Here is a 12,897-nt window from a genome sequence, read left to right on the forward strand (position 1 = left end):
ATTACAAATATAACTAAATGCAATTAAAGCAATAATCAGCAATAAAACCATCTGTAAGGAAAAATCTGTCGAAAAGTCCAGAGGAACCCTATAATAAATATAAATCATCAAAGTTAGATGATTAAAAATCGTCAACCACCACAATAAAAGTGAGTTTTTCGAGATCAATTTGACAAACTGTTTCATATGTATCCACTTCCTGAACTACTTTAATATCATTATAACACAATACCAGAATTGTCGGATAGGCAACTCTGGTATTTGACTTAATTTTCAATAATTTGCCAACTTACTCTGTAAGTCACTAGCAGGTAAAGGACAAAGAGTAAAACCGCTACTCCCAGATAGGTGATATCAATAGAAATGCTGGTATTAGCGAAATTCTCAAAATAGCCCAAAAGAGCTGTACTCAAGGCAAGTGCTAGCGGACCTGCGATAACCAGCGGAACCAAGAAATAACTTAGAATCTGTTGCAAAAGAATAGAGCGATTTTGCTTTCTCTTATTCCCAAGAAGGTATAAGATTTGATAATCATTGACACTATCCAAAGAACTTGTAGAAGTTTGAAGTGACAAGATACTGAGGGAAATAATGATAAAAATAACACTGACAAAAATCATGACAAAGACGATGACGCCCATAAATCCAAGATAAATCTCAAAAATTCTTCCTTTCGTTTGATAGGTGAACGGATTCAACTCTGTACCATCACGAGTGAAGTAGTATTTTTCAATCCACTGACTCAAGAATGTTTCTACTTTCCGCTTGTCAATATTTTCTTTGAAATTGGCAACATAGGTCATGTGGTCTTCCGTCAGTCCAATTACTACCTTATCGGGTACAATCAAGGTTCCTGTGTCATTTGTACCTACTGAAGATAAAAAGTAAACTGTTTCAAGTGGCTTGGAAGATGCAAGATTGAGAGAATGACCATTAATCGTGAGGTTTTTGGTCGTTGATAGAAAGTCCTGAATCTGCTTGGCAGTTCCTTTATAGTTGGCATTGACCAGAAATTGGTTATCTGCCAAGTCAACCGCTTTTTTCCCTTGCAGTTTGCGGAGATGATTGTAGGCAGAAATTCCTAAAATCGGTACTTTTGATTCAGGAAGTTCCTTATCATGCGCCCAAAGATTGCTAGTATCAATCAAATCTTTATAGGTTAAATCACTAGAATAGATAGGATAGCTGTACTCCTCTTTGATGAGGTTAAAGTCAAATCCATCTGCTTTCAATCTGTCTTTTACAGATTCCTGAGAAAACTGGAACTCTTGACCACGATAAAGATTGACAGATACGTCATAAGGTGAGTATTTGTTCAGCTCTCGGTTCATAGTCGTATAGGCACTACCACTAAAAACTAGTAAGCTGAGAGCCAGTGTCCAGGTCAAGGATAAGACAGCCAACGTGACCGAATTACTGTCAGCTTGTTTTGAAAATTGACGAATTTTAAAACTGTTTAGTCTGTTATAGTAGGTTTGAGGCAGTTTTCTAAGGGAAAACAAGATAAAATGGCTCAAGGTATTGTAAAATAAAATCACAAAAATCACGAAGACAGATACAAGTAAGATACCCCAGCTTTTCAAGAGTGATAGATGGTGATAGTCTGAAAAATAGAGAGCACCAAAACCGATAACAGCTGTCGAAAGAATAAAGAGAAGTGCTTGAAGAACTGGCTTGCCTTTTGCCAAGACAGATTTCTTGACCCCATTTTCTTGAATGAGTGCAATGATATTTTGCTTTCTAAAGGTAAGAATGTCCATGACACCAACAATAAAACTAGTTACCAAATAGGAATAAACTAGTAAGATGATAGACTTTATATCAAAGAAAACCAAATTACCAAAGTAATTCGCCATGAAAAACTCAGAAGCCACCTTAGCTAGAACAACCAACAAGACCAGCCCAAGCAAGAAACCTAGAATCAAGGAAAAGATATTGACCAGCATGGTTTCAAAGAACAGGGTACGGATAATCTGCTTCTTCTTCATTCCCAGCGTTGCATAAAGTCCCAGCTCTTTCTTGCGCCGTCCCAGGACAAAGTTTGTAGAATAAACGACGAGAAAGGCAATCGCCGATAGAATCAGATAGGAAAGCAAGCCCATGTACTGGCTCATCACCGTCGTTAACATTTCCTTTGCTCCTGATAAACTTTGCATCACTGGATGGCTTGGTAAAGCATTAAAAGCGTAGAGCAAGCTATAAATCAAGGTCAGACTGAAAAAATAGATGGTATAGGTCTGTAAATTTCGAAATACATTTCGTAAAATCAATTTTGGATACATACTCTCCTCCTCCTATCTGGTACGGCTGTAAATCTCTTGCAAATACTGTTCATTAGATAAGCTGTTACGTTCCAAATCATCCATAATCTTTCCATCGCTAAGTAGCACCATCCGTGAAGAGTACTTGGCTGCGGCAGGGTCATGCGTAACCAGTAAAATGGTAATACCAAAACTTTTATTGATTTCCTGCAAAAGTGCCATCAGTTTTTCAGAATTGGCAGAGTCCAAGGCTCCTGTCGGCTCATCTGCGATGATCAGTTTAGAATCATCAATCAAGGCTCTAGCAGTTGCCACACGTTGTCGTTGACCACCTGATAACTGATTAGGAAACTTATCTTTTAAGTTTTGGATGGCCAACTTATCCAAAATTTCCTCAATCTTATCCTGATGTTTTTTGATATTTTTCCCCTGAATTTGAAGAGGTAGAACGATATTTTCATAGACCGTCAAGTTTTCCACCAAGTTGTAAGCTTGGAAAATATAGGAAATGTTTTTAGCACGATAGTCAGCTAGTTCATTTTCCTTGGCATGGATGATGTCAAAATCTTCAAATCGAATCTCACCTGATGTTGGTTTATCAATCGTTGAAATACAGTTGAGGAGTGTCGTTTTTCCACTACCACTGGCCCCCATAATTGCCAGAAATTCACCTTTTTCAACGGACAAGTTCACATCTGATAAAGCATGAACGATATTATCCCCTTGACCAAATGTTTTCGTTAATGCTGTCACGATAAGCTGTTTCATCATTTCATTCCTCCGTTTCTTTTTTACACTCTCATTATACGGTTTCTTTCAAGGTTTGCCATGAGTATTTTGTGCAATATATTTACGCTATAAAAAAAGCCGATACTTTTTAGGTATCGGTCGATATTGATTATTTTCGATTGTTTCTTTTTTTCATAAAGTAAACAATCCCTATGACAATAACTCCTAAGACCACTACAGGTGCATAGAAGTCTAGTGTTCCAATAATTCCTTCCATTTTATCCTCCTCTCAAAGAATGGAGGTAGTTTTATCCACAGCGCACGTTTGGCGAAGTACATTCATAAGAATATGTAAACCACCAACCACAGCGACCCTGTACTGTTAATCTAACAGCCGTACGCCACCCTGCAGCAGATTTACCATTCAACTCTTGGCTATTAATTTCATAATCCAAAGAATCAATCTCAAAGTTGTCTTGTTTCATTTGTATTTCTCCTTGTAAATATAACACTAAATCAAAGTGTTGTCAATGTTTTGTAATAAAATACTAGAATTTACCTTTTGTTTTATCTAACAACGAACATTATTTGTCGTACACTCATAGGAACAGGTGAAACACAATCCACAGCGACCTGCTAGTGTCATTTTAAAAGCTGTGTACCACCAGCCAGATCCTGAGGTACCATTGAGTTCCTGATTGTCAATTTCAAATTCAAGCGTATCAATCTCAGTATTTACTTTTTTACTTTTCATAATTTTACTCCGTAAATTTCTTTCGTTCCGTTTATATTTTCCATAAACCTTGTATATAGTCCTTCAGTCTACTCTCAAACCAAAGGACTATAACAAGTTTCAAATTGAAAAATGAATCCTATAGAAACAAATCTACATCAAACTTTTTAGTAGTGAGAAAAACTAGCCACACTTCACATTATTTGATGTACATTCATAAGATCCTGTAAACCAACGTCCACAACGTCCTGCTAATGTAAGTTGAACAGCTGTAAACCAACCAGAACCTGATTTACCAGAAAGCTCTTGGTTTTTTACTTCAAAATCAAGTGTATCAATTTCTTTATGATTGTTATTTTTTCTCATTTTCTTCTACTCCTACTCACTATGGTTTAAACCTAGTTCTATACTCTCCAAAGAAAATGAAAATTTAAGTAAAAGAATCATTAAAAACAGTTTAATTTCTACAAAGTTATATTAACTTAAAATTTCATTTTCAAATTGATGAGTATCGAAATCTAGGCTATCCGCATTTCACATTGTTCGTTGTGCATTCGAAAGAGCCTGTGAACCAGCGTCCACAACGTCCCGCCAATGTAAGTTGAACAGCTGTAAACCAACCAGAACCTGATTTACCGGAAAGTTCTTGGTTTTCAACCTCGAAACTTAGTGAATCAATCTCTGGACGACTTGTATTTTTAGGCATAAGGTTACCTCCTTCCTTCTTTTAGATGATCATCTTTACAGTAACTAGTATAAACTCTAGTATTGGCTAAGTAATGAGTAAATCGTGCAAGTTTCTTATTTTCGAGAAAAATTTTTATAGTGCCCAATTAAAAAGTAGCTGAACAATCTCTTGCTCAGCTACTTTTTAATCTTCTTGTCCAACTAATGATTTTCAAAACACCACATACAAGCAAGGCTAGATTAAATACCACATAAAATCCTGTAAAACTGATCAGACCATTCTGGGATAAATCTTCCATATAAAGGGTCGGTTCAGTAAAGAACAGATAAATTCCATAGACCTCTATGAAAATAAGAAAACTGACAAAACCAATAAGGAAAAGTCCACTTGCAATAAGAAAGAGTCTCCATAAAAGAATGAGAATTCCTCCTACTGCTAAAAAAATTACTGGGATAAGGAGTAAATCTTTCATGACTTTCTCCTTTCTAGTCAATCAACTGACGATAATGGGTGGCAAGAGAATAATCAAACTCTTCTAATTTTTGAACTAAGGCCAAATACTCCTCTTTCTCATAATCTTCAAAGTCCTCGCCTCGATGATTCTGAAGAGCGATTTCCAATTGACTAGTGAGTTCTTGTTTAGAAAAACTGTAATCCCCTGTCACTTCCTCATAATGTTCCTTTAGCTCCTTGTAGGCTTGGTATTCTTCAGGTGTTTGAAATCCCTGTACCAAGGCCTCTTCCAATTGATAATAGGTATCTTCCATCATAATCGTCACCTCGTTTCTTTCTATCTTTATTTTACCGCGCTTTTCTTTTATTGTCCGCTATTTATATATATTTTTTAATCCAATTCAAAAGAAAGTTGTTCTTGCTTTTCTTTTTCGTGGAATTGTCTTAAGGCCTGATCAATAATATCTAAATCCGTTTCTGTTTCAATCAATGGCGCGAGTACATTGTATTCGGCCTTTTTAGTTTGATAATCCTCTTCCTTTGGAAAATTTTTCTCAATTTCAACTTTAGCAGTAGTCCATTTATCCTTTAATTCATCCAATAAGTTCTGAGTTTTCACTTGGTCCTCTTTAATGTGATCAATCGTATGTTGGAGCCTTTGAATTGTCCCCAAAGGAGAATACAAATCTAAACTGACAGAATACAGATTTTCTCCTACAATCTTAACAGAGAAAGTTTCAGGAAGAGGTTGATTTGTTGGAAGACTAAGCATTTTAATGTCAAATCCTCGATAACTGGCTAGGGTACGAAATTCTTTGCTGTCTGATTGATTATGACGGATAAGACGGTGTAGGGATTCCCCTGCTTCAGCTCGTTGATCAAAAAATTGCTTGCCTACTGCCATAGAAAATGCTTGGTCTTTCGACATTTCAGACTGTTGAATGTCGCCTTCATACTTGCTTAATCGTTTCTCAAGAATGGGCATATTTTCTTCACAGTAGGAGATTGTATGACGATAGTGATCTTTGCTGCGTTGAAAGGCGCGTCTTTGATTTTCTAATAGGGTTAGATCATTCTCTAGTTCCATCTTATATTTGAGATAAGGATTACCTGTTGCTAGTGCCTTAAAATCAGAAGCTGTCATGGTCTGCTCATCAATGTCTTCTGCAGCACGAATCGGCTCCTTAGAAGTCATAATCTGCTTAATATAACGGAGTTTGTTCTCCTGAGTTGCCCATAGATAATTATCAAATGAACCTTTTGTAATGTAGTGGTAAATATCCACTTCCTTGTTTTCATTTCCCTGTCGGATAATACGTCCATTGCGTTGCTGAATGTCACTTGGTCTCCACGGTACATCCAGGTGATGAACTGCTTTCATCTTGCTCTGAACATTTAAACCTGTTCCTCCTTTTTCAGTTGAGGCAAGGAGAATCCGCACCTCTCCTGCATTAACCTTTCGAGATAAACTATTCTTCTTTTCATCACTATTGGCATCATGTACAAAGGCAATTTCTTTACTAGGGATTCCTCTATCAACTAATAAAGCCTTCATTTCAGAATAAACATCAAAGCCATTATCTTTTTTCTTAGGTGTGCCAATATCTGAAAAAATCATCTGAGTAGCCTTATTTTCCATTCCTTCACGATAAATTCTCTCAACATTATCCACTACCTGAAGCAGTTTATGATTGTCTGCTAGACTATAACTAGAGTCCAATAAACGCATATCAATTGCTAGTTTTCGTGCCTCACCCGTAATTTTTAACATGTTATCCTGGCTCGGATCAACTGTTCCACATTTGACCGCATCTGACCTCATAACCAATTCTTCTAAATAGAGTTTCTGATTTTCAGTTAACTCACTCTCAATAGGAATAATATGGGCTTCTGGGACAGGTAAATCCAACATATCTTGTGTTTGAATGTCGGCTGTTTCTTTATAGATTTTCATCAACTCAGGAAGATTGACAAATTTTTTAAATCGCTTCTTAGGTTGGTACTTATCCCCTGTAGGAGCTAATTCCATAGAGTTTTGAATTTCTCCAAAAGCACCTACCCAAGAGTCAAAATAATCAACTTGATAGCGTTTTAAGATATCTGGTTGAATGTAGTTCATCATAGTGTAGAGCTCACTAATAGAATTGGAAACTGGTGTTCCTGTCGCAAAGACAATGTTTTTAAAATCATGTTCTTCCTGAATCTGTCGAACCTTCATTTCCATATCCACATTCTTCTTAGACGTTGTATTGGTAATCCCTGCTACATTTCCAAGTCCAGTAATCGGACGTATATTTTTAAAGTGATGTGCTTCATCCACAAAAAGAAAATCAATTCCTAAGTTTTCAAAATCAATAAAGCTATCACGATTGAAGCGTTGGAGTTCTTCCAATTGTCTCTCTAAACCACTAATTGATTGTTCCGCTTCTTTAACGGTATACTTATTTTCAGAATGTGTTTTAATCTCTCGTAGTTCATTGAGTTTATCCTCAATATAGTTCATCTGTCTTTCCTTACTGACAGGGATTTTTTCAAATTGAGAATCCCCAATGACAATGGCATCGTAATCTCCTGTAATAATACGTGACACAAATTGTTTTCTTCTCGCCTTCACAAAATCTTTCTTAGTGGTCACAAAGACCTTTTTAGTAGGGAAAAATTTCATGATTTCTTGACCAAATTGAGCAGACAAACTAGAGGGCACTACATACAAGGGCTTATGAACCATCCCCAACTCCCTTAATTTAAACCCAGCACCAAGCATGGTCAAGGTCTTTCCTGAACCTACCTCGTGAGCTAATAAGGCTCTTTTTTCTTCTACGATTCTTTGAATGGCATTCTCTTGGTGAGGACGAAGACTAATGTTTTGAGCCAAGCCATCAATAACTAAATGGCTACCGTCATACTCTCGACTAACCGTTCGATTATAAAGACGATTGTAGCTTTCCTCAATGATTTGTTGGACTTCTGGATACCGTGAGACAAATTCTTGAAAGAGCTCTTGTAAATGCTGCTCTTTTGCTCTTAGAACAGAGGTTTTTTCCAAATCTGTGATAGTCTTTTTCTTTTCCCCTTCCGTAACAGTCATAGTAATCGTCGGTTGGTTCGAATTAAGTAAATTCTCAAAGATCTTTCTTCCTGTATCATAACGTGACCCACTAACTCCAAGACTACTATCTTTGGCACTTGGATATTGATAAGCAAATGATGTCCTTAAGTGAACCTGGCCATCGACAGGATTCACTTCAATGACTTGTTCAACATCTGGCGAAGACAATTCAAATTCATGATTGGTAAAACATTCAAAGGCAAATTTACCATAAACGGATTGAGGAATCCAACGTGAGCCTATATTAAACTCAATATCTGCCAGATGAATCCGTGGAGGACGGACAGATTCTAACAAATCTAAAGCATGGCTCCAATCACATTCTTGATTGTTTTCCTCTACTAACAGTTGAACTACTTCTATCTTATTGAGAATGTCTCCTGATAAAAACTGGTTCTTAGAAAGATATTTTCTTTCTCCTCTTAAATAGCTTTCTGGATCCATTAAAACCTGATCCCCTAACTCATCTAAAATAGCTGCTTGGCTATGTTCAGGGTAAATTGATACCATATAGTCTAAATCAACCCCTCTACCATCCGATAAACTGGAGTTTAAGGCATCTAAAGCCGTTGATACTCTTGTAATCACTCTCTCGGGCCTAACCAATGCTTTCTCAAAGGCTAAAGATTTTTTATATTTTACTTTCTGACTTTTAGAATCAATGTATTCATCTTCTAAACTAGCTAGTAAGGAATACTTATCGTCACTATCAAATAAGTTCCGATTAACGGAGGCATTCAAGTATCCAAATTGACTTACAAAATGGTCATAGTCACGATTGAGTTTACTAAGTAATACCTGAAAATCAGACCGACTATAATCTGGATGGCGTTGAATTTCAATTAAGGCCTGATAGGTCTCTCTTAGATCAACCATTCCCCTAATGCGACTAATGTCCTTATCCGATAAGGGACTTTCATAAAAGACAGTTTTTTTGAACAGTCCCTTATATTTCCCTCTTTTGCTCGCTTCTTCTGACTTGTATACATCTAGTGCTTCCTCATCTGTCAAATGAAGTTGCACGAATCGATCTATTTTATGTTCAGACAAAGAACTGTCCCAGGCTTTAAATTCTCCCTTCTCGTCTACATAATAACTAATTTCGTCTACTTTTGAACTTTTCCGAATGCCATGCGTATCTCGATAATAAATTTGATTTCCCTCATATCCAAAAGAATAGAGCGCTAAGTCCTCACGTATACGACTTGGGATAGAATTATCCACTTCTTCTTGGATAAATACAGGTGCTTTCAAAGAATTGTCAATTTGTTTATGTGCTTCCACATTCTCTAATGCTTTCATTATATCAGTAGATAATGTTTCTGATACCCCCTTAACATTGAGGGTTCCTCCATTAAAATTACGTACCTCATATTCACCCAAAACTTGTGTATTGTATTTCCCATCAAAATAAGGATTGATCCAGACACGCTTATCCTCCTCAAATGGAATAGAGCCACTAAAAACAAGTTCCTCCTCATTAAGATTCTTTGCTTGATCCTTTTGAAAGAAGAGGAGGTCTGTGGTTACTCGAGTACCCGCAATCTTTTTAAAAGCCGTATCCGGCAAACGTACTCCCCCTAAAAAATGAGTGTTGGTTTTAATCTCTTGTAAGACATTATCTGTCCGCTTATCCATTGTCCCGATAGATGAGATGATCGACACTTGTCCTCCGTCTCTTACTAAATCAAGTGAGTGTTTGACAAAGTAATCATGAATCATATAAGGTTTATCATAGTTTTTATCGGCAATGCGAAAATTTCCAAAGGGAACATTCGTTAAGACTAAATCAAAACTATTATTTTGATAGGGAACTTCCTCAAATCCTCGCACTTCAATATGGGTATTGGGGTGGAGTTGTTTTGCGATTGCGCCTGTCACACTGTCTAATTCAACCCCATAGAGTTCTGATTTCTCTCGTATACTTCTAGGCATAGCTGCAAAAAAATTTCCAGTCCCCATAGAAGGATCTAGTATCCTTCCTCCTTCAAAACCATCATCCAGTAATTTTTGCCAAATCTGGCGAATAATCATTGGGTCTGTATAATAGGCTGTGAGGGAACTTTGTTTCATGGTGGAGTATTCTGACTTACTTACTAAACTCTTGAGAGTTAAACGCTCTGATTCATACTTTGGATTGAGTTCATCAAAAAATTCATTGGCAAGACCACCCCATCCAACATACTTGGCTAGTAGTTCTTGTTCTTCTGGACTTGCTTGTCGTCCCTCTTTTTCTAATCTTTTAACAAGATCAATTGCGGCGATATTCGTTTCAATTTTTTCTCGATTTGTCTTAGGGTAAAAGTCCTCTAAATCATCTGGAAAAACAAAATCTTGAACGGGGACATCCGTCTCTTCCATATCTGAAATAAGCGTTTCTGTTTCCTTATCCTTATCTTTTTCCTTTTCCTTTTCATTTTCATTTTCATTTTCTTCTTCCAGATAGGAAAACAAATCTATTTCCTGACTTTCACTTGATGAATCAATCTCAATCTCTGAATCTTCTTTTTCAAGTTCTACGAAAGACAATACTTGTTCAATCTCTTCCAAACTGTTCAAGTATAAGATAGGATTCTCTTCAAATAACTGGTTGGAATCATTGAATAACTCTAATCGAACTAAGTCATTTAAGTGTGCATTTTCAATCGAAACCAACTGAAATACTTGTCCTTTATAACTTACTTGTGAACCGATTGGATATTCCCTCAAAGCTTCTTCTACAATTTTATCGACATTAGAAAAGGAGTTAGTTTCTTCCGTTTCCTGCTCAATATCACTTGAAGGAGATAAAACTTCCTCTACTTGATTAGACTTTTCGCTTTTAGCTTTTACTTCATCAAAATGAGTAATTATCTTCAGCTTTTGTGTCAGTGGGAGTTGTGTGTAGTTTTCTTCATGATGGACAAGATCCGTAACGGTATCTAAAGTAGCCATCAATTCTGAACCTAAATAGGCTAGAACATCTCCCTCTTTTTCTTCAAAATGAATCTCAAGAACCTCCTTTTTTAGTTCTTTGGAATCAACAATTAGAAGAAACTCCTCTATATCTCTACTAATGCGGTCAGATAGATTATTCGCAACCCGATAGACATTGACTAAATTGACATCCTGATTCTGATGAAATACAAGCTCACTCAATGGTGTTAGCTTCTCTTTTTCAGATTGGATGTAAAATCGAGTGAAAAGATTATAGGTTGCGACTTCTAGCACCAAGTTTTTCTCAAAATTACTTAATTGAGATAATCTACTTAGACCTGCTTGTCCAAAATTTCTTGTGTAACTTTCTAAATCTTGGTCATTATTTTCAGAACTGGCCTCTAGGAAAGAAATAATATCTTGATGAAACGAATAGACATGAGCTATCTCTTCTATCTTGCCCTCTTCAGTCAAAAAACTCTCTACCAAATCCTGCCATTTCTTATCAAAATGTTGCGCTTGATAACGAAGAAATAAGTCCATTTTCTCTCTATCTTTTGGAATTGTTCCACGAAACATAGCCAATAATTGTATTACTTCCATACTCGCTCCTTTCATCTATACGAAAATAGGAGAATCACATGATTCCCCTACAACTCTATCTCCATTTCAACCTCTTGAGGACTGGTTTCTAAATCACTAGATAAAAGAGAAACGGCATCCGTTCTCATGTAGTAAGTATATAAGTCTTCTAGGTCTTGTTGGTTTTCAATCCCTGTTTCAATACTAATCAGAGCCTGTATAAATTCCTTGTAGTGACTCTCCATCATATCTGAAATCTTTTGTTTCATTTCCATAAATACTGAGGACGGTTCAGTGATACTTGTTTGGCCTATGTCTTGTAAATCCTTTTTTAAGGGATTGGTTCCTTCTTCTATTTCCACTAAATCTGAACATCCATCACCATCAGAATCTGCGCTAAGAGGATTGGTTCCTAGCGCCAATTCTTGAGCATCAGTTAATCCATCTTGATCCGAATCACGTTGATAAATGGCTTCCATATACTTCCTTCTTTCCTAGTTAATCTTTTTTCACTCCAATCCTACCAAATAATCCTTGAAAGAAGTATCACAACAAAAAAAGAGAACGAGCCAAAACTGCGTTCTCCTTAAAATGATAAAAATATATTTTATGCCACAAAAGATATGTAAACTAATCTTTTAAATAATAAAAAAGTTCCGACGTTTGTAAATGTTTTGAGTAAATGGAAATTACTTTTTGACCTTTTGGAAATACTGTCTTTCTCTTCAAATCTAATAAAGACTGAGGAACAATTTTCCTAGATGTCTCTTTCAATGTTAATGCTAATATCTGTTTTCTTGTACGTAGAGCATAATCAAACTCCAAATACAAATAACGTCCTGAACCAGTTAGATGAACATGCTTTCCCAATAACTCCTCAATGGATCCTAAAACTTGTAACTTTTGCATCGTGGTTCCATCTTTTTTTATTTTCAACTCATCAATTATGACATGTCTTTTTAAACAATCGTCAAAGAAACTGCCTGCACCTTTTCTGTAATCAACACCACATAGGTGCATGAAATTAGTAGGTGAAAAATGAAGTTCAACACTTTCTATTTCAGTTTCATAATACATGATTTTGCCAACGAAGTGCTCTTTAAAAAAAGAAGCCGCAATTTGTAACTGAGTAAAAAAACGCTGAAGTTTTATTTTTTCGGTGTAATTTGGATTACGATAATCTCTAGAATTTGCCATATTTTCCTCACAAAAAAGGTGGTTTACAGAGTCTGTAAGCCACCTAGTCAGTCGGTTTATTCTGGTGTCTGCCACCGCTTGGCCCTTACGTCCAAGATTGCTATCGGATTTCGTTCTGGTGTCCGCCACCGCTTGGCCCTTATGTCCAAGATTACTATCAGATTGACCATGAGCCGACCACTCATCTACACTATTTATTTTACCTGAAAATGGCTAAAATTTCAAGTGT

Annotated in this window: 12 protein-coding genes; 1 reads left to right on the forward strand and 11 read right to left on the reverse strand. The window is 36.4% G+C overall.

Translation table 11 applies throughout. The features are described from left to right. Nucleotides 1-266 precede the first annotated feature (266 nt). The 11 genes from BLS46_RS03530 to BLS46_RS03580 all read right to left on the reverse strand — a co-directional run bounded on the left by BLS46_RS03530 (nucleotide 267) and on the right by BLS46_RS03580 (nucleotide 12,668). Complete coding sequence (locus BLS46_RS03530) at nucleotides 267-2,282, reverse strand: FtsX-like permease family protein (protein WP_084972558.1); 2,016 nt, start codon at nucleotides 2,280-2,282, stop codon at nucleotides 267-269. A 12-nt stretch (nucleotides 2,283-2,294) separates the two neighbouring features. Beyond that, nucleotides 2,295-3,029 (reverse strand): ABC transporter ATP-binding protein, encoded by a 735-nt coding sequence (locus BLS46_RS03535; RefSeq protein WP_084972629.1) that lies wholly within the window; start codon nucleotides 3,027-3,029, stop codon nucleotides 2,295-2,297. 269 nt (nucleotides 3,030-3,298) lie between these two features. After that, nucleotides 3,299-3,475, reverse strand: a complete 177-nt coding sequence (gene slmA / locus BLS46_RS03540) for a salivaricin M family lantibiotic (RefSeq protein ID WP_025172692.1) — start codon at nucleotides 3,473-3,475, stop codon at nucleotides 3,299-3,301. Nucleotides 3,476-3,561: 86 nt separating this feature from the next. After that, nucleotides 3,562-3,744: a salivaricin M family lantibiotic gene (gene slmA, locus BLS46_RS10015; protein ID WP_023396278.1), complete on the reverse strand. Its 183-nt coding sequence runs from the start codon at nucleotides 3,742-3,744 to the stop codon at nucleotides 3,562-3,564. Nucleotides 3,745-3,906: 162 nt separating this feature from the next. Then, entirely contained in the window at nucleotides 3,907-4,089 is a 183-nt protein-coding gene (gene slmA, locus BLS46_RS03550; RefSeq protein WP_016397470.1) for a salivaricin M family lantibiotic, read from the reverse strand. A gap of 157 nt (nucleotides 4,090-4,246) precedes the next feature. After that, complete coding sequence (slmA, locus tag BLS46_RS03555; protein WP_016397469.1) at nucleotides 4,247-4,429, reverse strand: salivaricin M family lantibiotic; 183 nt, start codon at nucleotides 4,427-4,429, stop codon at nucleotides 4,247-4,249. A 154-nt stretch (nucleotides 4,430-4,583) separates the two neighbouring features. After that, nucleotides 4,584-4,883 carry a DUF5966 family protein gene (locus BLS46_RS03560; RefSeq protein WP_048791728.1) on the reverse strand — a complete coding sequence of 100 codons (300 nt, stop codon included), beginning with the start codon at nucleotides 4,881-4,883 and terminating at the stop codon, nucleotides 4,584-4,586. Between the two features lie 13 nt (nucleotides 4,884-4,896). Next, a complete protein-coding gene (locus tag BLS46_RS03565; RefSeq protein WP_084972559.1) occupies nucleotides 4,897-5,181 on the reverse strand; it encodes a DUF5962 family protein in 285 nt (94 codons plus the stop codon). 74 nt (nucleotides 5,182-5,255) lie between these two features. After that, a complete protein-coding gene (locus BLS46_RS03570; protein WP_180364038.1) occupies nucleotides 5,256-11,492 on the reverse strand; it encodes a DEAD/DEAH box helicase family protein in 6,237 nt (2,078 codons plus the stop codon). A 47-nt stretch (nucleotides 11,493-11,539) separates the two neighbouring features. Continuing rightward, nucleotides 11,540-11,950, reverse strand: a complete 411-nt coding sequence (locus tag BLS46_RS03575) for a thrombospondin type 3 repeat-containing protein (RefSeq protein WP_084972561.1) — start codon at nucleotides 11,948-11,950, stop codon at nucleotides 11,540-11,542. Nucleotides 11,951-12,101: 151 nt separating this feature from the next. Further along, on the reverse strand, nucleotides 12,102-12,668 hold the full coding sequence (locus BLS46_RS03580) for a PBECR4 domain-containing protein (RefSeq protein ID WP_084972630.1): 567 nt from the start codon (nucleotides 12,666-12,668) through the stop codon (nucleotides 12,102-12,104). Between the two features lie 18 nt (nucleotides 12,669-12,686). Here BLS46_RS03580 and BLS46_RS09885 point away from each other — a divergent pair, with 18 nt between their 5' ends. Continuing rightward, nucleotides 12,687-12,875: a hypothetical protein gene (locus tag BLS46_RS09885; RefSeq protein ID WP_071788347.1), complete on the forward strand. Its 189-nt coding sequence runs from the start codon at nucleotides 12,687-12,689 to the stop codon at nucleotides 12,873-12,875. Nucleotides 12,876-12,897: the final 22 nt, after the last annotated feature.

It is taken from the genome of Streptococcus sp. NLAE-zl-C503, from assembly GCF_900104285.1.
Classification (GTDB): domain Bacteria; phylum Bacillota; class Bacilli; order Lactobacillales; family Streptococcaceae; genus Streptococcus.

Coding starts and splice junctions, on each gene's coding strand:
- BLS46_RS03530 (WP_084972558.1), bottom strand. CDS start 2,282: ATGTATCCAAAATTGATTTTACGAAATGTATTTCGAAATTTACAGACC.
- BLS46_RS03535 (WP_084972629.1), bottom strand. CDS start 3,029: ATGAAACAGCTTATCGTGACAGCATTAACGAAAACATTTGGTCAAGGG.
- slmA (WP_025172692.1), bottom strand. CDS start 3,475: ATGAAACAAGACAACTTTGAGATTGATTCTTTGGATTATGAAATTAAT.
- slmA (WP_023396278.1), bottom strand. CDS start 3,744: ATGAAAAGTAAAAAAGTAAATACTGAGATTGATACGCTTGAATTTGAA.
- slmA (WP_016397470.1), bottom strand. CDS start 4,089: ATGAGAAAAAATAACAATCATAAAGAAATTGATACACTTGATTTTGAA.
- slmA (WP_016397469.1), bottom strand. CDS start 4,429: ATGCCTAAAAATACAAGTCGTCCAGAGATTGATTCACTAAGTTTCGAG.
- BLS46_RS03560 (WP_048791728.1), bottom strand. CDS start 4,883: ATGAAAGATTTACTCCTTATCCCAGTAATTTTTTTAGCAGTAGGAGGA.
- BLS46_RS03565 (WP_084972559.1), bottom strand. CDS start 5,181: ATGATGGAAGATACCTATTATCAATTGGAAGAGGCCTTGGTACAGGGA.
- BLS46_RS03570 (WP_180364038.1), bottom strand. CDS start 11,492: ATGGAAGTAATACAATTATTGGCTATGTTTCGTGGAACAATTCCAAAA.
- BLS46_RS03575 (WP_084972561.1), bottom strand. CDS start 11,950: ATGGAAGCCATTTATCAACGTGATTCGGATCAAGATGGATTAACTGAT.
- BLS46_RS03580 (WP_084972630.1), bottom strand. CDS start 12,668: ATGGCAAATTCTAGAGATTATCGTAATCCAAATTACACCGAAAAAATA.